Origin of the sequence: Synechocystis sp. PCC 6803 substr. PCC-P (assembly GCF_000284455.1) — a bacterium.
Lineage (GTDB): Bacteria > Cyanobacteriota > Cyanobacteriia > Cyanobacteriales > Microcystaceae > Synechocystis.
Window position 1 is genome coordinate 1,242,063 of record NC_017039.1, and the last position, 21,229, is coordinate 1,263,291.

Sequence of the window (21,229 nt, forward strand, 5' to 3'; positions counted from 1 at the left end):
AAGTTTAACCGCCTACGATTGTCTACAGAGAGTAAGGCTCATTCATGTTAGCGAATTTGGTTGGCTTTGGGTAGAAGGAACCACAACGGGAATATGCGGTTTTCCTCACTTTGCTGACCTCAACTTGCCCCATACGGCCCTGGGGGCCACCACCGGGGATAGTATGAAGAATTGTGAAAATGATCACAGGTTCACAACAGTTTCCTCCGGGAAAGCATGGGGTCAACTACACCGATTCCCAAGTTTAATTAAGTTTAATTTCGCTCATAGGTCAACCACTGCTATGGACAAGCCACGTATCCTTTCTGGAGTTCAGCCCACCGGAAATCTGCACCTAGGCAACTATTTAGGAGCTATCCGGAGCTGGGTTGAGCAACAGCAACATTACGATAACTTTTTTTGCGTGGTGGACCTCCATGCCATCACGGTGCCCCACAACCCCCAGACCCTAGCCCAGGACACCCTCACCATTGCGGCCTTGTACCTCGCCTGTGGCATTGACCTGCAATATTCCACCATTTTTGTCCAGTCCCATGTGGCGGCCCACAGTGAATTGGCCTGGTTGCTCAACTGCGTCACCCCCCTCAATTGGCTAGAACGGATGATTCAGTTTAAAGAAAAGGCCGTTAAACAGGGGGAAAACGTCAGCGTGGGGCTATTGGACTATCCTGTGCTCATGGCGGCGGATATTTTGCTCTACGATGCGGACAAAGTGCCCGTGGGGGAAGACCAAAAGCAACATTTAGAGTTGACTCGCGACATTGTGATCCGCATTAACGATAAATTTGGCCGGGAAGATGCGCCGGTGTTGAAGTTGCCAGAACCCCTAATCCGGAAAGAGGGAGCAAGGGTGATGAGCTTGGCGGATGGCACAAAAAAAATGTCCAAATCCGATGAGTCGGAACTGAGTCGCATTAACCTGTTGGACCCACCGGAGATGATTAAGAAAAAAGTTAAAAAATGTAAGACTGACCCCCAGCGAGGTTTATGGTTCGATGATCCGGAACGCCCTGAATGTCACAATTTATTGACTTTGTACACTCTCTTGAGCAATCAAACTAAGGAAGCCGTGGCTCAGGAATGTGCCGAGATGGGTTGGGGTCAATTCAAGCCCCTGTTAACGGAAACGGCGATCGCCGCCTTGGAACCAATTCAAGCAAAATATGCAGAAATTTTGGCGGATCGGGGGGAGTTGGACCGCATCATCCAAGCGGGTAACGCAAAAGCCAGTCAAACTGCCCAACAAACCTTAGCTAGGGTGCGAGATGCCCTCGGATTTTTAGCACCGCCCTATTAGGGCCCGTCATCGGGGCACCAGGAGCCGTGTTAGGATGAAGTTTGGGATGCGCCTCCACGGCCGAATATTTCCTGTGCAAACTTCCCTTAGCACGACGACCGCAAACGGACTCAGCAGTGGTCTGTAAACTATATTTATGAGGAACAAACAATGGCAAAACGTCGTAATTTAAAGAAGGAAAAAGCTGAACGTAATCGTGCTTATGCCCGTCAGTTTCGCTCCGCCAGTCGCACCCAAAACCGCCGCTATTCCGGTGGCCAAAGACAACAAGGTGACTCCAATGGCTCCAGCAATAACGGTGCCGCCAGCGACGTTTAATCTATTTTTAGCGCTCCTAAGGGTGGCTAAAACTTTGCATAAAAAACGGCGATCGGTGGGTTTCGGCCCGCCGTTTGTTGTCTGGGGTTTTTGGAGACTGGGGCTAGTAGTAAATTTTCCTTGCCATGGTTGAGTTAGACCGGAGTCGGGTAATCCATTGGCTCCAAGAAAATGTTTCCCCCCAACGGTTAGACCATATTTTGGGAGTCGAACAGACGGCGGTGCAATGGGCTCCCCTCCATAAAGTTGACCCAATCAAAGCGGGACAGGCAGGACTACTGCACGATTTAGCTAAATTTTTCCCGCCGACTAAACTATTGGTGATCGCCAAGGAACATAATTTACCCCTCGACCCGATTTTGCAAGCCACTCCCCATTTAATCCATGCCGATGTGAGTGCGATTATTGCCGCTGAGGAATTTGGAGTTGATGATCCGGACGTTTTAAAAGCTATCCGTTGCCATACTCTGGGGGCAGTGCCCATGGACCTTTTATCCTGTTTAATTTTTGTCGCTGATGCTCTGGAACCCACTAGGGGCAATGGTTTGGAGATAGAAAAATTACGCCAGGTAGCCCAACACAATCTTTACCAAGCCGTGCGCCTTACCTGTGAGCAAACCCTGACTTATTTAATCAAGCATCACAAAGTTATCCATCCCCAGGTGATTTTGACCCGCAATTGGGCGTTACAAATGGAAAAGTAAGCACAATATTCCCAGGGGTTCTAGCTACACTAGAAAAGTAACCCTTAACCTGTCCATCGTTTTTTGGAGTTGACCGAATCCTAATATGACTGAAATTTCCCGCTTCGATGCATACCCCCCCACTTTGACCGTTAATCCCATCGTTCCCGCCGATGCCCCCGCCACTGAACATCTGGTGTGGACCATTGCCCAAGCCGCGGAAGAACGTAAAGCAGGGGATTTAGTCATTCTCAAGGTGACGGATGTGTCCTATCTGGCGGATTATTTTGTCATCTGTACCGGATTTTCCCGCACCCAGGTCCGGGCGATCGCCGACAACATTGAAAAACAAGTGGAACTGGTGCACGGTCAACTGCCTACCCATACGGAAGGGAACAGTGAAAGCATTTGGGTGTTACAGGATTTTGGTGATGTTCTCGTCCATACCTTTATGCCAGAGGAACGGGAATTTTATAAGCTGGAAGCTTTTTGGGGCCATGCCCAGGAACAAACTTTAGCTGATATTGCCACTGCGATCGGTGTTGCCTACAATGCTCCTACTTCTCCTTAGGGTGTTTAGATCCCACACTGATCCCTGCCTAGTCAGGATTTGAGCAATAAGAAAGTCACCGTACCCAGGCCGGAGATCGCCAAGTAGGGCCAACGGATCAACTTCGAGGTTGGGGCCATGGCCAGGATCGTGAGTAGAAAAAGGTCGAGAAAAACTCGGCTGTAATTGAGGTAGTAATTGAGAATATAAAAGCTGGCCACCAGTAACAAACCGCCATAGAGCCAGCCGCCGTAGGCTAAGGTTCTGTTGCTTTGACGCCGGGGCAGGGTAAGCCAAATGAGTAATGCCAGACTTAGCAAGAATAACAGCCAGAGATAGGCCTCGTAGATGTTGTTACCCGTCAGTCCTGCTTGAATCAAACTCTGAAATTTTTCCCCTATCCCCACCAATGGCCAACCGAAATTGCCGGTGCCACTGCCCCCTGGCAACTGTCGCCAACGGATATAGCCTAACCAAAGGGTCAAGGGAATAAGGCTGAGTAATAACGCGACCATCGATCGCCATTGTTGATTTTGCACCAACGTTAGAGCAATGGCCAGCCAGATAATTAACGATGTTTCCCTGGTTAATAACGCTAGGGCCAAGAGGATAGGCACCAGCCACCATTTTTTACTTTGATGGGGGGGAAATATTTGCTGACAGACCACTGCCCCCATACTGAAAGCACTGGCCAGTAAGTCCGCTGTGGAGAGAAATAGCACCATCCAAATCCCTGGAATGGCCAGCACTATTAAGACTCCAATGGTTTTCTGTTTTTGAGATTGAAAATAAACAGCAGTTAAGCCTGTACAAACGGCGATCGCCAAAATATTAATCAACACCAAAGCCCAGGGAATTAACACCGGATTGCCTAAACCAAGCAGATAGCCCAGCAGAGGATAAAGAATACGGCGATAACGATAGCTGGGATGATCAAGGGCCGCAATGGAGCCGTCATTTTGTAACCCCGGATCCAGGGCAATGGTTAAAAATTGTTGGCCGTCGTAACCCAATTCCCCTTGGTAAATTAACGTTTCCGCCGGATTCAACAATGGGGACAGGGGCAGCACCGAACCAATGCGGAAAAATCCCGTGATCTGCCCGTCAAATTTTGCCCAGTAGAAATACCCCGCCACTGCGATCGCCAGCCCCAAGGCCACCAACATCGCTTTATAAATGTCTTGACAATCAGTGTTTTGAGCAATCTTTTCCACGGCGATCGGGTTGGGATGATAACAATAGAAGCCAAGATTAGGGAGTTTCCTCCATTGCTTCACAGAAGGAAAACCAAGGCCGATAGCCTCTGATGCTATGCTAGATCGAGTCTATTTTTAACAATATTTTTTAAGTTTCATGACTGTTTCGACCTCTGCTCCCACAGTTCGGATAGGCTCACGGAAAAGCCAACTAGCCCTCGTGCAAACCTATTGGGTGCAGGAAGAATTGCAAAAACACTTCCCCGATCGCCAATTCGATGTCGAAACCATGGAAACCCAGGGGGATAAAATCCTCGATGTGGCCCTAGCAAAAATTGGGGATAAGGGACTATTCACCCAAGAACTTGAAGACGGCATGTTGGGAAAAAGAACCGACTTAGCTGTTCACTCCCTCAAAGATTTGCCCACTAATTTGCCAGCGGGCTTGATGCTGGGCTGCGTGACCAAACGGGTTAATCCCGCCGACGCTTTGGTTTTAAATGCTAAACACCAAGGCAAAGATTTGGCTTCCTTGCCGGAAGGGGCGGTGATTGGCACCTCTTCCCTCCGTCGTTTGGCCCAACTGCGCTACCACTTTCCCCATTTAACCTTTAAGGATGTGCGGGGCAACGTTAATACCCGTTTGGCCAAATTGGATAGTAATGAGTACGATGCCATCATTCTGGCCGCCGCTGGTTTGGAACGGTTAGACATGGCCAATCGCATTGACCAACTAATTCCCCCGGAAATTTCTCTCCATGCTGTGGGTCAAGGGGCTTTGGGCATCGAGTGTCGTGAAGGCGATCAAGAAATTCTCAGCCTGTTGAAAGTGTTGGAAGACGAAAATAGCCGGGATCGTTGCTTAGCGGAACGGGCCTTTTTGCGCCAACTAGAAGGGGGGTGCCAAGTGCCTATCGGTGTTAATACCCATTTAGATGGCGACAATTTAACCCTTACCGGCATGGTGGCCAGTTTGGATGGCCAAAGGTTAATTAAAGATACCCTCAGCGCTCCCCGGAAAGAAGCGGAAAAATTGGGTCAGGATCTTGCCCTCAAACTCCGGGAACAGGGAGCAGGGGAAATCCTAGCGGAAATCTTAGCGGAAGCTGGCCGGGGATAAACTGTCCGGTTCTAAGCGGAGGCTGGATTTGGCATCCGGACGTGCAAAGTTGCCTGTTTCGAGTTGAAAGAGATAATCTGGCCTTGATGGGGGAAACAGCTTCACTCATATCTTCCCCGGTCAAGAACTATGCCCAACTCTGATCGCCAGGAACAGTTAGCCCAACTACGGAGCCAATATCCCGAAAAGTTTGCGTCCTACAGTGAAATTTTTAGCCATATCCACCGGGGCGATCGCCTGTTTATCAGCACGGCCTGTGGGGAACCGCAGTACTTAGTGCAGGAGTTGGTCAACTATGTGCAAGCCCATCCTAAATCCCTATTTGATGCGGAAGTGCTCCAGGTTTGGACTCTAGGTTTAGCACCCTACACCGACAGTAAATTTGCCAAAAACTTTCGCCATAATTCCTTTTTCATTGGCCACCACACCCGTAGCGCCGTTAACGAAGGTTTAGCAGACTACACCCCCATTTTTCTTTCCCAGGTACCAGGGCTATTTGAGCAGGGATTTGTCCCTATCGATGTGGCTTTAATTCAAACTTCTTATCCCGATGACCATGGTTACGTCAACCTAGGGGTGAGTGTGGATATTGTTAAAGCGGCGGTGGAGCAGGCCTGTTTGGTAATCGCCCAAATGAATAGCCAGGTGCCCAGAATCCACGGGGATGGCTTTATTGCCTTGGAAAAATTGGACTATATCATTGCCCACGATGAACCGCTGTTGGAATATCAAATGGAGCGGGACAATATTCTCGCCAGCCGTATTGGAAAATATGTTGCTAGCTTGATCCAAGATGGGGACACGATTCAAGTGGGTTACGGTAGTATTCCCGATGCAGTATTGAGTTATTTAGGCAATAAGAAAAATTTGGGAGTGCATACGGAATTAATTTCCGATGGGCTGGTGCAATTGCTCAAAAGTGGGGCAGTGAATAACAGCCAAAAAACAAGAAATCGGGGCAAAGTAGTGGCAACTTTTTGCATGGGCAGTCGGAGTACTTATGATTATTTAAACGATAATCCCGCTGTGGAATTTCGCACCGTTGATTACACCAACAATCCCATTATCATTGCCCATCACGACAATATGGTGGCCATTAATAGTGCCTTGGAAATTGATTTGACGGGGCAGTCCACCGCCGAATCCCTGGGCAGTAATTTTTACAGTGGCATTGGCGGCCAAGCGGATTTTATGCGGGGAGCAGTGATGGCCAATGGGGGACGTACTATTTTGGCTTTGGAGTCCACCGCCGAAAATGAAACCATTTCTCGCATTGTGCCCTTTTTGCGGGAAGGGGTAGGCATTACCCTCAATCGAGGCGATATTCATTATGTAGTAACAGAGTATGGCATTGCCTATCTCCACGGTAAAAATATTCGGGAACGGGCCATGCAGTTAACGGCGATCGCCCATCCCAAATTCCGTCCCTGGTTAATTGAGCAGGCGAAAAAAAATCATTTAATTTACGCTGACCAAGCTTTCATTGCCGGGCAACATGGGGAATATCCGGAAAAGCTGGAAACCTATCGCACCACCCGCACCGGACTAGAATTGTTATTGAGACCAGTGAAATTTAACGATGAACCTAACCTAAAAAATTTTTTTTACTCCCTCTCCGATGAAAGTTTGGTAAGGCGTTTTATGTCAGTGCGTACTGATATGTCTCACCAGAGATTACAACAGTTTTCTGTGATTAACTACAACGAAGAAATAATTATTCTGGCGATCATCAAACAGCAACATCAAGAAGCCATTGTGGGGGTGGGTCAGTATGCCCTCAACGAAGATAGTCACACAGCCGATGTCGCTTTTGTGGTGCGGGATGATTACCATAACCAAGGCATTGGTGCTCTGCTGTTGAATTATTTAACCCAATTGGCCAAAAAACAAGGTTTACTGGGTTTTACCGCTGATGTTTTACTGGAAAATCGAGCCATGTTGCATCTATTTGAGAAGATGAACTTTCGCATGGAACGACGTATGAGCGAAGGGGTTTACGAATTAAAAATGTTTTTTAGTTGAGCCGTCTTCTTTCTGCTAATTTATTGAAGGAATTTTTGATGCTGGCGTTAGTAATTTTACCGCTTCTTAGATTTATTAAAATCTCGTCATAAAACTTTACTGACTAGCGGTTTATTTTCTGGCTAAAAGCGCTATCACTTAAGTAGGTGGAATTGGCAGATTTGTAGTAGTTGATACTTAACTTTTTAGGGAATATCGCTGTGGGAAAAATCGAGATCATTTTCCCAGAAAAATCATTGCTGGATACGTTGAGGTTATTTAAATTATGACGAGTTCCCTTTATTTAAGCACCACCGAAGCCCGCAGCGGTAAATCTCTAGTAGTATTGGGCATTTTAGACTTAATTCTCAAAAAAACCACCCGTATTGCCTATTTTCGTCCCATTATTCAAGACCCAGTTAATGGCAAACATGATAACAACATTATTCTGGTGCTGGAAAATTTTCGTCTCCAACAAACCTATACCGATTCCTTTGGTTTGTATTTCCATGAAGCGGTGAGTTTAGCCTCCGATGGAGCTATTGATCAGGTATTAGACCGAATTTTGGCTAAATATCGCCATTTGGCAGATCAAGTAGATTTTATTCTCTGTGAAGGCTCAGACTATTTGGGGGAGGAATCGGCTTTTGAATTTGATCTCAACACCACGATCGCCAAGATGTTGAACTGCCCCATTTTGCTGTTGGGCAATGCCATGGGCAACACCATTGCCGATAGTTTGCAACCCATCGATATGGCCCTGAATAGCTATGACCAAGAGTCTTGTCAGGTGGTGGGGGTAATCATTAACCGAGTGCAGCCCGAATTAGCCACAGAAATTCAAGCCCAACTGGAACAGCGTTATGGCGATCGCCCGATGGTGTTGGGCACTATTCCCCAGGACATTATGCTCAAAAGTCTGCGCCTGAGGGAAATTGTCAGCGGGCTCAATGCCCAAGTACTCAGCGGTGCGGATTTGCTCGATAACTTGGTCTATCACCATTTAGTGGTGGCGATGCACATTGCCCACGCCCTCCATTGGTTGCACGAAAAAAATACCCTAATTATTACCCCTGGCGATCGGGGCGACATCATTCTGGGGGTGATGCAGGCCCACCGCTCCCTCAACTATCCCAGCATTGCCGGTATTTTGCTCACTGCAGATTACCATCCCGAACCGGCCATTATGAAACTAATTGAAGGGCTACCCGACGCCCCTCCCCTGTTGCTGACTAGCACCCACACCCATGAAACTTCCGCCCGTTTGGAAACTCTCCACCCTGCCCTGAGCCCTACGGATAATTATAAAATTCGCCACAGTATTGCGCTGTTTCAACAACAAATTGATGGGGAGAAATTACTCAATTACCTTAAAACCATCCGCAGTAAAGGTATTACCCCCAAACTGTTTCTCTACAATTTAGTTCAAGCCGCCACCGCCGCCCAACGACATATTGTCCTACCGGAAGGGGAAGAAATTCGTATTCTCAAGGCGGCCGCTAGCTTAATTAACCACGGCATTGTCCGTTTGACTTTACTCGGTAACATTGAGGCGATCGAGCAAACGGTAAAAATTAATCACATTGACTTAGATTTGAGCAAAGTTCGCCTCATTAATCCTAAAACTAGCCCAGACCGAGAGCGCTACGCCGAAACCTATTACCAGCTACGTAAACATAAGGGGGTAACCCTGGCCATGGCTCGGGATATCCTCACCGATATTTCCTATTTTGGAACGATGATGGTGCATTTGGGAGAGGCCGATGGCATGGTTTCTGGCTCCGTCAATACCACCCAACATACCGTGCGTCCTGCTTTACAAATTATTAAAACCCAGCCAGGTTTTTCCTTGGTTTCTTCAGTCTTTTTTATGTGTTTAGAAGACCGAGTTTTGGTCTATGGAGATTGTGCTGTTAATCCCGATCCCAATGCAGAACAGTTAGCAGAAATTGCCCTTACTTCTGCGGCTACGGCCAAGAATTTTGGCATTGAGCCCAGGGTAGCTCTATTGTCCTATTCTTCCGGTTCTTCTGGGCAAGGGGCCGATGTGGAAAAAGTGCGGCAAGCCACGGCGATCGCCAAGGAAAGAGAGCCAGATTTAGCATTGGAAGGGCCGATCCAGTATGATGCGGCGGTGGATTCCACAGTGGCGGCCCAAAAAATGCCTGGGTCAGCGGTGGCGGGTAAAGCAACGGTGTTTATTTTTCCCGATTTAAATACCGGTAACAATACTTACAAGGCAGTGCAAAGAGAAACAAAGGCGATCGCCATTGGCCCCATTTTACAAGGATTAAATAAACCAGTTAATGATCTAAGTCGGGGTTGTTTAGTGGAGGATATTATTAATACGGTGGTAATTACAGCTTTGCAAGTTAAATAATTTTACTCTTAATTAGTTAAAATGATCCCTTGAATTACCTTGATTTTGCCCTCCAAACTACCAATAGCTGGGCCGAAAATTGGCATCATTTAAAATCACCAACGTGTCCCCGGACGGAGCTAGCACAAACAGACCCTTACCATAGGCATAGCTGACCACTTCTTGGCTTAACACCATGGCTGCCACTGCACCTAAAGCTTTAACATCCCGGTAGCGGGGCATAAACTGTTTGAATTTACCCAACCGTTCCAGATGCTCATCCACATCCTTTTCCGTTAACTTACTTTTTACTTCAATTAAAATAGCTTGGGTTTCATTGACTACTAACAGGTCAATTTCTAATCCCCCATCTTCCCGTTGTACCGATACGCCAGGATGAAACTCATGGACGTCAATGCCTCTATCCTGAAACAGTCCCACCACAGCGGGTCTAACTTGCCATTCCACAAATTCCCCCAACCGATTACTGAGTTTACCCACATCCCTACTAACTCGTTTGATGTAACGCTCTGTCTCTTGGAAGCGGCGATCAGTTTCTTGAAAACGGCGATCAAGCTCTTGTCCCTGTTCCTTAAAGAGGCGCTCGGTCTCACGCAAATTTTGCTGGGTCTGTTTTTGGGAGGCGGCAAGTTCGGCTAATATTTGCCAGACGTCATCGGCGGTGGTGGCCATGGTAGTAGTAGCAGGGACTGAAACTAGGGAGATAGTCTATTTTAACTCTCCGAATAAATTGTCAAACCACTAACTCTGCCATGCCAAGGAATTTAACCCCCTCCGGATTAACCATAAATCGACAGGGCATTACCTCCACCCCAGCGGCGATCGCCTGACGGAATAGTTCTCCATAACGGCGATCGTAGGCATCTCCGGGGGAAAAATGGGTACAATCACCCCGATTGATGAAGTAAAGCATCACTGCCCGGGCTGTAGGGAGAATATCTATTAACTCCTGGAGATGTTTTTGCCCTCTGGTGGTTTCCGTATCGGGAAATAAAGCCAATTTTTCTTGGGACAAGGTAGTATTTTTTACTTCTACATAAATTGACTTTTCTTCTGGCTTAGTGAGCAAAAAGTCAATACGACTTTTTTTATCTTTACCATAGGGAACTTCGGGCTTAAAAGTATCGTAGCTGTTCGTTAAGTTAGGAAAAATCCTATCAGCCAAAGCCTGCTTGATGACCCGATTGGGCAAGGCAGTGTTTACCCCAACCCACGTACCATCAATTTGGATCATTTCCCAGGTATAGGCTAATTTACGCTGGGGATTATCACTCTTAGACAGGTAGACCTGCGCCCCAACTTGGCACACCCCTGTCATGGGGCCAGTGTTAGGACAATGAGCTGTGACTATCTCACCATTATCTAACTCCACATCAGCTAAAAAGCGTTTGTAGCGTTTTACCAAAATGCCACTAATTAGAGGCGGATAGGGATAGAGAAAGTCCATTAATTTTGTTTAACTGGGCCCACCGAGGAAATCGTCTTTAAATAGTTGAGTAACTAAATTGCTTCCAAAGCTTCAGCAGTGGGAGAAGCCTGGGTTACTAGATTATCATTCTGCTGGGCCAACCACTGTTGATAATCTGCCAATAGTTGTCCTTGGAGTCGTTGTTTGATGCGGGCCAAAACTCCCCGCAATAGACCATTGGCCGCCATTTCTAACAACGGCTTTGGAGTTAACCAAAGGGCCTGGGGCAAATCTACTCCCACTTGCAAATCTGCTTTGCCCTGGAGGAGGGTATGGCCATCTTGGCAATAGGGAGCCAAACGACCTTTTAATTGCAAACTAAAGCGATGGTTAATATAGTCGATGCCCCGGATTTCACAGCTTTCCGATTCTAAAAATACAGTGCCAGTGGCGTTGGCCCACACTTTCAGTACCACTGTGGGTTGAAAATGATAAATATCTAAAAAATTGAGCGGTCGCATTTTCAATCTAAACTGATCGCCTGGTAGCACTTCCATCAATTTAGGGTCGGCGATCGCCTGGACTAGGCGCTGGGGTTGGCGTAAATAGTGCTGCAAACTAGGCAGAGGTTCAGACTGCCGCAGTTGTAATTGTTCGGTGGCGGAAAAGGTAACTCGCATAATTTATTGTTGTTCCTTTTATTCCAGGGGTGAGGTTTGCTGAAAAGGAGAATTGTTAAATTTATTTACATTTCTTAAAAATGCTGGTAGGGATTATACGGTTTTTAGGCCATTGATCCCGTCAAAACCAGGGGTAACGTAATGAAAGTTAGCTTTTCTTTAGCTAGCTAAATATTCCTGGATCATGGACTTGCGTTTGCGTAATTTATTTAGGGCTTCCCGCTCAATCTGCCGCACCCGTTCCCGACTGATGCTGAGCATGGAGCCAATGCTCGCCAAGGTTAGGGGTTGGCCATCATTGAGGCCAAAGCGGAGAATGAGAACTTCCCGTTGTTGGGGCGTTAATTCCGCCATCAGGCTATCGAGATCCAACTGTAGGGAGGCATAGGTGGCAAAATCCTCTGGTAAAGGACCGTCGTCTTCCAACAAATCCCCTAACTCAGTATCTTGGTTGTCCCCCACCCGTAAATCCAAGGAAAGGGGATGGCGAGAGCGCTCCAAATATTCCCGCACTTGCTTGGGAGTTAATTCTAGATGTTCCGCCAATTCCGCAATGGAAGCGGCCCGACCCTTTTCCTGGGAAAGTTGTCTTTGGGCTTTTTTAATTTTGTTTAACTTTTCCGTAATGTGGATTGGTAAACGGATGGTGCGGCTCTTTTCGGCGATCGCCCTGGTGATGGCCTGGCGGATCCACCAATAGGCATAGGTGGAAAACCGATAACCCTTGGTGGGGTCAAACTTCTCTACCCCCCGTTGCATACCAATGGTGCCCTCTTGGATGAGGTCAAGTAGGTCTAGATTACGCTTGAGATATTTTTTGGCGACAGATACCACCAGCCGGAGGTTAGCCTCCACCATTTTGCGCTTGGCCCGTTCCCCTTCCTTGATGGCTTTTTCTAATTCTCGAATGGACAAATCGGCCGCCTTAGCCCACTCGCTGGGGGAAACCGGCTCGCCATCCTTGCCTTCGGCCAAAGACTTCTTGATTTCGTTGAGGCTAACAACCTGTTGGATTTGCTTAGCATAAACAATCTCTTCCTCATGGGTGAGCAGGGGCACACGACCAATTTCTCTGAGATAGGCACGGACGGAATCGGGGCTGGTTCTGGCAGTCATCTTGGATTAGGGATTTCAGTGGAAGAATCACAGTGGTAGACCAATAAACCCAGGGAACGCCATGTTAGTAATATTCGAGACGGACTGGGCTAGGTAAATGACGGATAATGCCTGTCCGATGGGGGCGTTTGGGACAACTGGAAACGGACGATTGATGGGGAATGACTGGGATCAATCCACTAATAATACTAAACAATTCTTTAAGTTTTGTAAAGTTTTTTGTGAAGCACATACTCCTCCAGAGGCTATCGTCTGGGTTAAGAAGGCAATAAAAAACGCAAAAATCCCCCATAAAGCTTGATTTCTCTAGGGTTAGGAGTTTTTAAGTTTGATTATGAGAAAACTTTACAATTCCTGAAAATAGCTCCCCAGCACTGACCGGAGACTAGCGCACGCCCAAATATTTATGAGTTTGCAGGCTCAAGCGCCATTGGGAATGGGTGAGGATATAGGCAAAGATTTTTTCATTCATTGCTTCCGTTTCCCATTCAGCTTGTAAATAGAGCGGAGTACCGGGGCTAATTTTCCTAGCTTCCATTTCCGCCCAGTCAAAATCCTCATCCTGACTGATAATCACTTTCAATTCGTTGGCCAGGGGATAAATTGCTGCCTGGGGAAGCTTATAGGGTTTGGGGGACAGGGTAATCCAGTCAAATTGACCTGTCAGTGGGTAAGCGCCGGACGTTTCCAAATGCAGACGTAAACCCTGGTTTTTCAGGGTTTTACAGAGGGGTTGTAGGTCGTGCATGAGGGGTTCTCCCCCCGTAATCACCACAAAGCTCGGTTTAGCCGTAACTGCCTGTTGCACAAGTTCTGTCACTGTTTGTCGGGGATGGTGTTGGGTAGGCCAGGTTTCCTTTTGGTCACACCAAGGGCAATGAACATCACAACCCCCAAGGCGAATAAAAAAGGCATTGCCGCCAGCCCAAGCTCCCTCCCCCTGTAGGGAATGGAAAGTTTCCGCAATGGGATAGGACACAGTTAACAATTCAGAAATGGGGCCCATACTCATACTTCACTCAAACACTAGCTGTTCACCAAACTTCCCCAAATTCCCCATGGTCGGGAATATCGCCATAACATTAGTTCGGCCGTTCCTCTAGGTAGGGTAAAGAGATTTAAAAACAAGGCCGGGTAAGCTCATCATTAACCAAATACAACTAAGCTAAACCAATCCTAAACAACAGGCACGGAAATCTTCTCCCCGTTCCTCAAAGCTATTATATTGGTCGAAACTGGCACAGGCCGGGGAAAGCAAGACTGCACTGGCATTGTTTTTACTTGCTAACTCTAATCCTCGCTGAACGGCATTGGCCATGGTTTCCACTATTTCGTAATTCTCATAACCCACTGCCTTTAACCTGGTTGCAAAGTTGGGGGCTGCATCACCAATCAGTAAAACCGCCACCGCTTTTTGCCTAATTTGGGCTAACCAAGCTTGATCATCCCCTTCTTTCGCTTCTCCCCCTGCGATCAGAATGGTGGGGCCTTTCATGGAAGATAGCCCTACTTCCGCCGCATCATAGTTGGTGGCCTTACTATCATTGATAAATTGCACTCCATTGATGGTGCAAATGGGTTCCAAACGATGGGGTACCCCGGTGAAAGTTAACAAGGTCTCTGTGATCGCTTTTTTGTCTATGCCCGCTAAACGGGCGGCGGCGATCGCCATTAGTAAATTTTGTTGGTTATGTTGCCCAGGCATTTTGAACAGGTTAATGGGGGCAATTAATTCCCCAAAGGCATTAACCCAATTATCCTGGAGGTAAACCCCCTGTTTGGGATCACAAAGACCAGCCAGATGATTAGCTCCCTGGGTACTAGTCCAATGGGCTTGGGGGTAAAGGTTGGGGCCGTGGCTGTGGAGATGGGGATCATCGCCGTTGAGCACCTGGATGGCGGAGCGGGAAAGCAAACTAGCTTTAATGTTGAAATAATTCTCTAGGGTTTTGTGACGACTGAGGTGATCCGGCGTAAAGGTTGTCCAGAGACCAATTTGGGGTGCAAGGGTGGGGGAAGACTCAATTTGATAACTGCTAATTTCCGCCACAATCCAATCGTAGTTTTGGTTTTGCAAGACCAGTTCACAGGCCGCATAGCCAATGTTGCCGCAGGCCGGAGCATTCAGCCCAGCTTTTTGAAAAATTGCTTGTACTAAAGAGGTGGTGGTGGTTTTTCCGTTGGTGCCCGTAATGCCCACCCAAGGCACCGCATGGAGGTACTGCCAAGCTAATTCCAATTCCCCTGTCACTTCCACTCCCTTTTCCCGGGCCGCCACCAACAGAGGAATATCCCAGGGCACTCCTGGGCTCACTACAATGCGTTCGGGCCAAGCTTCCTTAACTGGGTCCAGGCGATCGCCTAGTTTGAGGCTGATTCCTTCCTGGACCAAGGGTTGTCCCATATGCCGGAGTTGGTCGTTATCCGCCTGATCAAATACCGTCACCTGCCAGCCATCCCGATGCAACACTCGAGCGGCGGCAATACCGGAACGTCCTAACCCAATTACACAAGCCTGGGGCATATGGTTTGACTTTACTGTTAAAAACTATTGAAAGTTGGGGGCAAAAAGGGAACGCCCCTGGCATCGATGTCGCACCATTTTAGCTTTGAGGGGGATCACCGCCAACTAACCAAAACCCCCCCAGGGATAAAGCCGGGATATTTCGGCTCAATTTAAGATTTTTTGCCGCTTGATTGGGCATTACACCAAAGCAGAAGACACTTGGCTTTGTCCTTCCGCCACTAGGTCAAAATATTTCGCCAAACCTTCCTCTGGCCCCACCACGGAGAGATAGGGTTCGGCTAAATAGGTTTGGGCCACCCGTTGGGCATCGACCTCCGTTACCTTCTGCACCTGTTCCTGGAATTCGCTGTCAAAGGCTATACCCAAACCCAAGGTTTCGTACCAGCCAAATAAATGGGCGATTTCCCCATTGGTTTGTTTGCCCAAAGCATATTGCCCCAATAGTTTGTTCTGCGCCGCTTTAATTTCCCCTTCCTCCAATCTTTCTTCACATAATCGGTCCGTTTCTGCCCTTAATCCCGCAATGGCGATCGCCGTATTTTCTGGAGCAGTGCCCATGTAGGTGACAAATTGGGAAGAACCTAAGCGGGTGGGATAAAAAGCCGACACGTCGTAGGCTAAACCCCGTTTTTCCCTTAATTCCACAAATAAACGACTAGAGAGGCCGTTACCAAGGTAGGTACTGAGCAATTTCAAAGGCGCATAATCTTCGTGTTTAACTCCGACTCCTAAATAACCCAAAAGCACCACCGACTGCTGGGTCGCCTGGGGAGTGAGCTGTTCTTGGGGGCAGGCATTTAACGGCGTTAGGATCGGACAAACAATCGATTGTTCCGGAATAACCCAATCCCCAAAACTAGTTTCGACCCAATCCTGGGCCTGGGCTAGGGTCAACCGTCCCGCCAAGCTGATTACCAAATTATCGGGGCGAAAATAGGCCTGGTGATATTCCCACAGATCCTGGGCAGTAAAGTGGGGCACCACCTCTTCGCTACCCAAAATGGAGTAACCGTAGGGATGGTTGGGATACATGGATTGGCGCAGTTGGTGGAAGGCCACGTTAAAGGGCTGTTCCCGCTGGGACTGAATTGCCTGGACAATTAAGCGTTTTTCCAGTTCAATTTCCCCCACGTCAAACCTGGGGTAACGCAGAATTTCTGCCGCTAAATCGAGGATGACAGGAAAATCGGCGGTGACGGTCTTTAAACTCAAAGCCCAGTAATCACTGGCCGCATCTGCCCCTAAATTAGCCCCTAAGGATTCGACAAATTCGGCAATGTCCAAGGCCGATCGCCGTTTAGTGCCCTTGGTGATCACTGTGGCCATGAGATTGGAAAGCCCCACTTTTTGGGGAGAGTCCCAACAAGCCCCTGCTTGCTTTAAAAAAATCCGCCCCGCCACCAGATCCGCCGCTGGATTTTCTGCACAGATGAGGGTAATGCCGTTATCGAGAACAAGACGATGGATGGACTGATGATTACGCATAGATAGGGCTAGGATTCGGCTGCTTCTAGAAGTACCAGGGCATAGGCACCGGTGGACAGGTATCGCTGGGCTAGGGTTTGTAGGGCCTCGGGCCAATATTGTCTGACAATCTGGGGATAAGCGATCGCCAACTCAGCGGTGGCCAAGGTTTGATAGTAACCGTACAGACCCGCCAGTTGGGCCGGGGTTTCGGTGGAAAAAATAAAGTCATTACAGAGTAGCCGTTGGGCCCGGGCCAGCTCTGCTGTGCTGATGGGAGTAGTTTGCAAAGTTTGAATGGCGGCGCAAATTTCCGCTTCTACCCTTTCCGCTTGGGCTGAAGTTAGGTAGGCATTGATTGTGAACAGACTGGCTTCTTTTTGCAGGGAAAAACAACTCTGGATGTCAAACACTAGCCCCAATTCTTCCCGCAGGCGTTGCACTAACCGGGCACAATGGCTCCCTGCCAGCACCACAGCCAGTAAATCTAAACCAATATTATCTTGGAGGCGGTCAATGCCGGGGCCATTCCAACCCATGGTTAAACGACTGGGACCCAGTTCCGGTATCCGCAGGGTTTCCCGTTTAATGGTTTGGATAGGATGATTGGGCAGTCTGGTGGTAGGAGGGCATTCGGACCGCACACCAAAATGGTCAAAAATTTCTTCCATATAGGCGATCGCTGCCTTTTCCCGGATATCCCCCACCATCACCACGGTCATATTTTCTGGCTGGTAATGGGTACGGTGGAAGCAACGTAACTGGTTGGCAGTGTAGTTTTGCACCGATGGTGCATCCCCCAATACGGAGCGGCCATAGGCGTGCTGGGGATGGAGTAACTGACAAAGAGCTTGAAATCCCAACCAATCGGGGTCATCTTCACTGCCCCGGATTTCCTCCAGCACCACCTCTCGCTCGTAGAAAAGACATTCTTCGGGGACTTCTGCTTGTAAAAGAATTTCCGCTAGGTAGGGTAATGTGCGGGGTAAATAGTCCGCCGCTGTGGTGAGGTAAAAATGGGCGTAATCATGGCTGGTGGCGGCGTTGGCCATGCCTCCGTTGTATTCAATTACCTGGTCAAACGCCCCCGGGGGCACCCGCTTTGTGCCCTTAAAAATCATGTGTTCCAGCAGATGGGCCACCCCCGGCCAAGCATCCGGTTCGGCGATCGCTCCGGCCCGCACCCACACATCTACCACCGCCACAGGAACCGTGGGCACATCCTGGTGGATCAGGGTTAACCCCTGGTCAAAGGTAAAAATTTTGGCCGGAAAATCCGGTTTGGTCGGGCACAGTTGCACAGACACAAGGCGTATATCCATTGGGGTCTATGCCTTCTATCCTAGGCGATCGCCGTCTTAACCGTCGGTTAACCCCCCATCATTTTGTCTGCCTTTCGTGACAAGGTTGCCGGGAGTAAAATTTTTTGTCCCCCTACAGCTAAGGCTACCTGCACAGGCCCCTGTGGAAAAAGGGAGGAAAATCCATGCTAGGGTTGGGGACTAAGTTTAGTTGGTTCCATTGGGTAACAGCCAGTGGAGGTAACGGGGAAAAGCTGGTGCAAAGCCAATACTGTCCCGCAACTGTGATGGGCCCAGGCCCTAAGTCAGGATGCCCGCCAACGATGGCCGATTCCGTTAATCAAATCTGCGAGGTACAGGTTGTGAATGTTACAGGTTTATCTAATTTACTGACTTTCCCCCGGCTCCTAGCCCACCATCCCTTTGGGGGCCATACCCCCAGTAATTTCCTGGAAGGTTTCCTCTCCGGCCTGGGGCACCCCGTCATTGGCCTAGACCACCTTGCTTTTGTCATTGCCATTGGCCTGATTGCCGCTGGGTTACGCTACGGTTGGCTAATGCCCCTCATTTTTGTCGCCACGGCGATCACCGGCACAGGGTTGCATTTAATTGGGGCTAATCTGCCCCAGCCAGAATTGGTCATCGCCGGTTCCGTACTTTTATTCGGCATCTTCCTTGCTTTGGGTCGTCCTCTGCCATCTCCCCTAGTAATGGGATTAGCCGCTGTGGCCGGTATGTTCCATGGCTACGCCTATGGAGAAGCCATTGTCGGGGCGCAAATGAATCCCGTTGCCGCCTATTTGCTCGGTTTTTCCTTCATTCAACTAGCGATCGCCATGGGAGTCTATGCCTTAGCCAAGGGCTGGTACGAAACCAAAGAAACCTTGCTCAATCTAAGATTTATTGGCTTTCTGCTAACAGGAGTAGGACTAGCCTTCACCTCCGGCGCCTTGTTGGGGTAATTGCTTATGGGATAATAGGTTGCCTACAGTTTTTGATTAAAAACTAAACCTTCCCATGGTAACCGCTTCCCTGCCGACCCCTGTCCAGCCCGAGTTCGACACTACTATCCATCGCCGCAAAACCCGCCCTGTACCAGTAGGCGCTGTCACCGTTGGCGGTGGCCATCCTGTGGTGGTGCAATCCATGATTAATGAAGACACCCTCGATGTGGATGGTTCCGTCGCTGGCATTCGTCGCCTCCACGAAATTGGTTGTGAAATTGTCCGGGTAACGGTGCCCAGCATGGCCCACGCCAAAGCCCTAGCGGATATCAAGCAGAAATTACAAGCTACTTACCAAGCCGTGCCCCTGGTGGCAGACGTACATCACAACGGCATGAAAATTGCTCTGGAAGTAGCCAAACACGTCGATAAAGTCAGGATTAACCCAGGGCTATACGTTTTTGAAAAGCCCGATGCCCAACGGGAAGGCTACAGCGACCAGGAATTTGCTGAAATTGGCGAAAAAATTCGTGAAACCCTGGAACCATTGGTAATTTCCCTACGAGATCAAGGGAAATCGATGCGGATCGGCGTTAACCATGGTTCTCTCTCCGAAAGAATGCTTTTTACCTACGGGGATACCCCCGAGGGCATGGTGCAATCGGCCCTGGAATTCATCAAAATTTGTGAGTCCTTAGATTTCCGCAACCTAGTCGTTTCCATGAAAGCGTCCCGGGTACCGGTAATGTTGGCCGCCTATCGCCTCATGGTGAAACGTATGGACGAGTTGGGCATGGATTATCCCCTCCATCTAGGGGTTACCGAAGCCGGGGATGGGGAATATGGCCGCATTAAATCCACCGCTGGCATTGCCACCCTTTTAGCTGATGGCATTGGCGATACTATCCGGGTATCCCTCACCGAAGCCCCCGAAAAAGAAATTCCCGTTTGCTACAGCATTCTCCAGGCGCTGGGTTTGCGGAAAACCATGGTGGAATATGTGGCCTGTCCTTCCTGTGGCCGCACGTTGTTCAACTTGGAAGACGTGTTACATGAAGTCCGAGAAGCCACTAAACATCTAACGGGTTTAGACATCGCCGTCATGGGCTGTATTGTCAATGGCCCCGGGGAAATGGCCGATGCCGACTATGGCTATGTGGGTAAACAAGCCGGTTACATTGCCCTCTACCGTGGTCGGGAAGAAATTAAACGAGTACCCGAAACCGACGGCGTACAGGAATTAATTAACCTGATCAAGGCCGATGGCCGTTGGGTTGACCCTTAATCTATTCCTCAAAACTTCCCACACAAAAAACTAAGCAAGGCTCGCCAGCGGGCCCATACTTGATTTTGTTTAGCACATATCAATTGGTGGTTTTCAGGAGCAAAGGAAATAGCCAATGAAAGGTTCCAGTCTGGACTGTCCACTTGTTTTGAGTCAGAGTTCCCCTATTTTTGCCAAGATTTGGCGGACAGTAAGGCTTTCTACCCGATTGATGCGGAGTAGGTTAGCTGTTACTCGCCCGATCGCCGTTTTGGGTTGAACGAGTCCGCTTATGGATTCAAGGGTGAAGTGGTTTGTCCAGATGTCTTTTCTTGGATTGTAGAGTCTAACAGTTTCCCCTGTATGGGGGTCGATAGAAGCGATATCACTGCCTTTGGCTTGGTTACAGAGGGAAAAGGAAAAAGCTAGGTTTTCAGGGGTACTGTGGCCTCCATGTTTTTCGGCAATGATATGATCAACATGGTGGGAAGACAGAGATAGCGCTTCAGGGATGAGGCAATATTCACAGGAATGGTTAGCCCGATCACTAACGAGACGTCGTAGGGATGGGGAAATATAGCTCTTACTCATGGGGCTGGAGTTTAAGCCGGGCTTGGGCCTTTGCCAGTCGCACGAGATGTTCTATAAATTCATATTGTTGCCAAAGGCGTTGCTCTTTCTGGTTTAGACCTTGGGTTCGATTTTTCTCCAGGAGAGTTTCGATCTCAGCCTGCAGGGTGGGAGAAAGATGGAGATCAAGGATTTGTTGCGGGCTGGGGAGTTGAGCCAAAAATTCGAGGATTTCAGTAAGTCCAGACAAACCAGTGCTGGGATTGGCGTTTAGTTGCTGTATACCGAGGGCTAATATTTGCGGCAAGTCTTCCTGGAGAGGTTGAAGCTGTTGGGCAATGTCGTCGGGGATGTCTAGAGTAATTTGCATGCTTAACCTTTACTAAATAATGGTAAATCGAGCATAGACA

The 21,229-nt window shown here is 48.6% G+C and carries 21 protein-coding genes and 1 riboswitch; of the genes, 10 read left to right on the forward strand and 11 right to left on the reverse strand.

The annotated features are described in order from the left end of the window. Positions 1-283 precede the first annotated feature (283 nt). The 4 genes from trpS to rsfS all read left to right on the forward strand — a co-directional run bounded on the left by trpS (position 284) and on the right by rsfS (position 2,869). Positions 284-1,297, forward strand: coding sequence for a tryptophan--tRNA ligase (gene trpS / locus SYNPCCP_RS05835; RefSeq protein ID WP_010872330.1), 1,014 nt, complete (start codon positions 284-286; stop codon positions 1,295-1,297). 150 nt (positions 1,298-1,447) lie between these two features. Continuing rightward, positions 1,448-1,615: a hypothetical protein gene (locus SYNPCCP_RS17425; protein WP_010872331.1), complete on the forward strand. Its 168-nt coding sequence runs from the start codon at positions 1,448-1,450 to the stop codon at positions 1,613-1,615. A 125-nt stretch (positions 1,616-1,740) separates the two neighbouring features. Then, entirely contained in the window at positions 1,741-2,319 is a 579-nt protein-coding gene (yqeK, locus tag SYNPCCP_RS05840) for a bis(5'-nucleosyl)-tetraphosphatase (symmetrical) YqeK (RefSeq protein ID WP_010872332.1), read from the forward strand. A gap of 85 nt (positions 2,320-2,404) precedes the next feature. After that, the gene (gene rsfS / locus SYNPCCP_RS05845) at positions 2,405-2,869 is read left to right on the forward strand and encodes a ribosome silencing factor (RefSeq protein ID WP_010872333.1); all 465 of its coding nucleotides are present in this window, start codon (positions 2,405-2,407) and stop codon (positions 2,867-2,869) included. A gap of 32 nt (positions 2,870-2,901) precedes the next feature. Here rsfS and SYNPCCP_RS05850 read toward each other — a convergent pair whose 3' ends face one another. Further along, on the reverse strand, positions 2,902-4,062 hold the full coding sequence (locus tag SYNPCCP_RS05850) for an AZOBR_p60025 family cell surface glycopolymer formation protein (RefSeq protein WP_020861659.1): 1,161 nt from the start codon (positions 4,060-4,062) through the stop codon (positions 2,902-2,904). Positions 4,063-4,201: 139 nt separating this feature from the next. Between SYNPCCP_RS05850 and hemC the strand changes: the two genes are divergently transcribed. From hemC to pta, 3 genes are all read left to right on the forward strand, one after another. Continuing rightward, complete coding sequence (gene hemC / locus SYNPCCP_RS05855) at positions 4,202-5,164, forward strand: hydroxymethylbilane synthase (RefSeq protein ID WP_010872335.1); 963 nt, start codon at positions 4,202-4,204, stop codon at positions 5,162-5,164. 129 nt (positions 5,165-5,293) lie between these two features. Then, entirely contained in the window at positions 5,294-7,186 is a 1,893-nt protein-coding gene (locus tag SYNPCCP_RS05860; RefSeq protein WP_010872336.1) for a GNAT family N-acetyltransferase, read from the forward strand. Positions 7,187-7,451: 265 nt separating this feature from the next. Further along, entirely contained in the window at positions 7,452-9,545 is a 2,094-nt protein-coding gene (gene pta / locus SYNPCCP_RS05865) for a phosphate acetyltransferase (RefSeq protein ID WP_010872337.1), read from the forward strand. A gap of 57 nt (positions 9,546-9,602) precedes the next feature. Here pta and SYNPCCP_RS05870 read toward each other — a convergent pair whose 3' ends face one another. From SYNPCCP_RS05870 to SYNPCCP_RS05885, 4 genes are all read right to left on the reverse strand, one after another. Continuing rightward, positions 9,603-10,217 carry a hypothetical protein gene (locus SYNPCCP_RS05870; protein WP_010872338.1) on the reverse strand — a complete coding sequence of 205 codons (615 nt, stop codon included), beginning with the start codon at positions 10,215-10,217 and terminating at the stop codon, positions 9,603-9,605. Positions 10,218-10,278: 61 nt separating this feature from the next. Then, a complete protein-coding gene (sfsA, locus tag SYNPCCP_RS05875) occupies positions 10,279-10,992 on the reverse strand; it encodes a DNA/RNA nuclease SfsA (RefSeq protein WP_010872339.1) in 714 nt (237 codons plus the stop codon). 53 nt (positions 10,993-11,045) lie between these two features. Then, positions 11,046-11,633 (reverse strand): DUF1997 domain-containing protein, encoded by a 588-nt coding sequence (locus SYNPCCP_RS05880; protein ID WP_010872340.1) that lies wholly within the window; start codon positions 11,631-11,633, stop codon positions 11,046-11,048. Positions 11,634-11,792: 159 nt separating this feature from the next. After that, complete coding sequence (locus tag SYNPCCP_RS05885; RefSeq protein ID WP_010872341.1) at positions 11,793-12,749, reverse strand: RNA polymerase sigma factor, RpoD/SigA family; 957 nt, start codon at positions 12,747-12,749, stop codon at positions 11,793-11,795. Positions 12,750-12,846: 97 nt separating this feature from the next. On the opposite strand from SYNPCCP_RS05885, the gene SYNPCCP_RS05890 reads away from it, so the two are divergent. Beyond that, positions 12,847-13,050 (forward strand): hypothetical protein, encoded by a 204-nt coding sequence (locus SYNPCCP_RS05890; RefSeq protein ID WP_020861660.1) that lies wholly within the window; start codon positions 12,847-12,849, stop codon positions 13,048-13,050. Between the two features lie 84 nt (positions 13,051-13,134). Here the strand turns inward: SYNPCCP_RS05890 and SYNPCCP_RS05895 are convergent, their stop codons facing one another. The 4 genes from SYNPCCP_RS05895 to SYNPCCP_RS05910 form a co-directional block, all read right to left on the reverse strand. Further along, entirely contained in the window at positions 13,135-13,761 is a 627-nt protein-coding gene (locus SYNPCCP_RS05895) for a 7-carboxy-7-deazaguanine synthase QueE (RefSeq protein WP_010872342.1), read from the reverse strand. Between the two features lie 153 nt (positions 13,762-13,914). Continuing rightward, positions 13,915-15,273 carry a UDP-N-acetylmuramoyl-L-alanine--D-glutamate ligase gene (gene murD, locus SYNPCCP_RS05900; protein WP_010872343.1) on the reverse strand — a complete coding sequence of 453 codons (1,359 nt, stop codon included), beginning with the start codon at positions 15,271-15,273 and terminating at the stop codon, positions 13,915-13,917. 180 nt (positions 15,274-15,453) lie between these two features. Beyond that, complete coding sequence (locus SYNPCCP_RS05905) at positions 15,454-16,761, reverse strand: pitrilysin family protein (protein WP_010872344.1); 1,308 nt, start codon at positions 16,759-16,761, stop codon at positions 15,454-15,456. 8 nt (positions 16,762-16,769) lie between these two features. Next, the gene (locus tag SYNPCCP_RS05910; protein ID WP_010872345.1) at positions 16,770-18,062 is read right to left on the reverse strand and encodes a pitrilysin family protein; all 1,293 of its coding nucleotides are present in this window, start codon (positions 18,060-18,062) and stop codon (positions 16,770-16,772) included. Positions 18,063-18,236: 174 nt separating this feature from the next. Beyond that, positions 18,237-18,378: riboswitch (cobalamin riboswitch) on the forward strand. Between SYNPCCP_RS05910 and SYNPCCP_RS05915 the strand changes: the two genes are divergently transcribed. Continuing rightward, positions 18,365-19,003 carry a HupE/UreJ family protein gene (locus SYNPCCP_RS05915; protein WP_060492345.1) on the forward strand — a complete coding sequence of 213 codons (639 nt, stop codon included), beginning with the start codon at positions 18,365-18,367 and terminating at the stop codon, positions 19,001-19,003. It overlaps the preceding riboswitch by 14 nt. 55 nt (positions 19,004-19,058) lie before the next feature. Continuing rightward, the gene (gene ispG / locus SYNPCCP_RS05920; RefSeq protein WP_010872347.1) at positions 19,059-20,270 is read left to right on the forward strand and encodes a (E)-4-hydroxy-3-methylbut-2-enyl-diphosphate synthase; all 1,212 of its coding nucleotides are present in this window, start codon (positions 19,059-19,061) and stop codon (positions 20,268-20,270) included. A gap of 153 nt (positions 20,271-20,423) precedes the next feature. Here ispG and SYNPCCP_RS16755 read toward each other — a convergent pair whose 3' ends face one another. Both SYNPCCP_RS16755 and SYNPCCP_RS05925 read right to left on the reverse strand, forming a co-directional pair. Beyond that, positions 20,424-20,840 carry an HNH endonuclease gene (locus tag SYNPCCP_RS16755; protein WP_010872348.1) on the reverse strand — a complete coding sequence of 139 codons (417 nt, stop codon included), beginning with the start codon at positions 20,838-20,840 and terminating at the stop codon, positions 20,424-20,426. Beyond that, on the reverse strand, positions 20,833-21,189 hold the full coding sequence (locus tag SYNPCCP_RS05925) for a hypothetical protein (RefSeq protein ID WP_010872349.1): 357 nt from the start codon (positions 21,187-21,189) through the stop codon (positions 20,833-20,835). Before SYNPCCP_RS05925 ends, SYNPCCP_RS16755 begins: the two co-directional genes overlap by 8 nt. Between the last annotated feature and the right edge of the window lie 40 nt (positions 21,190-21,229).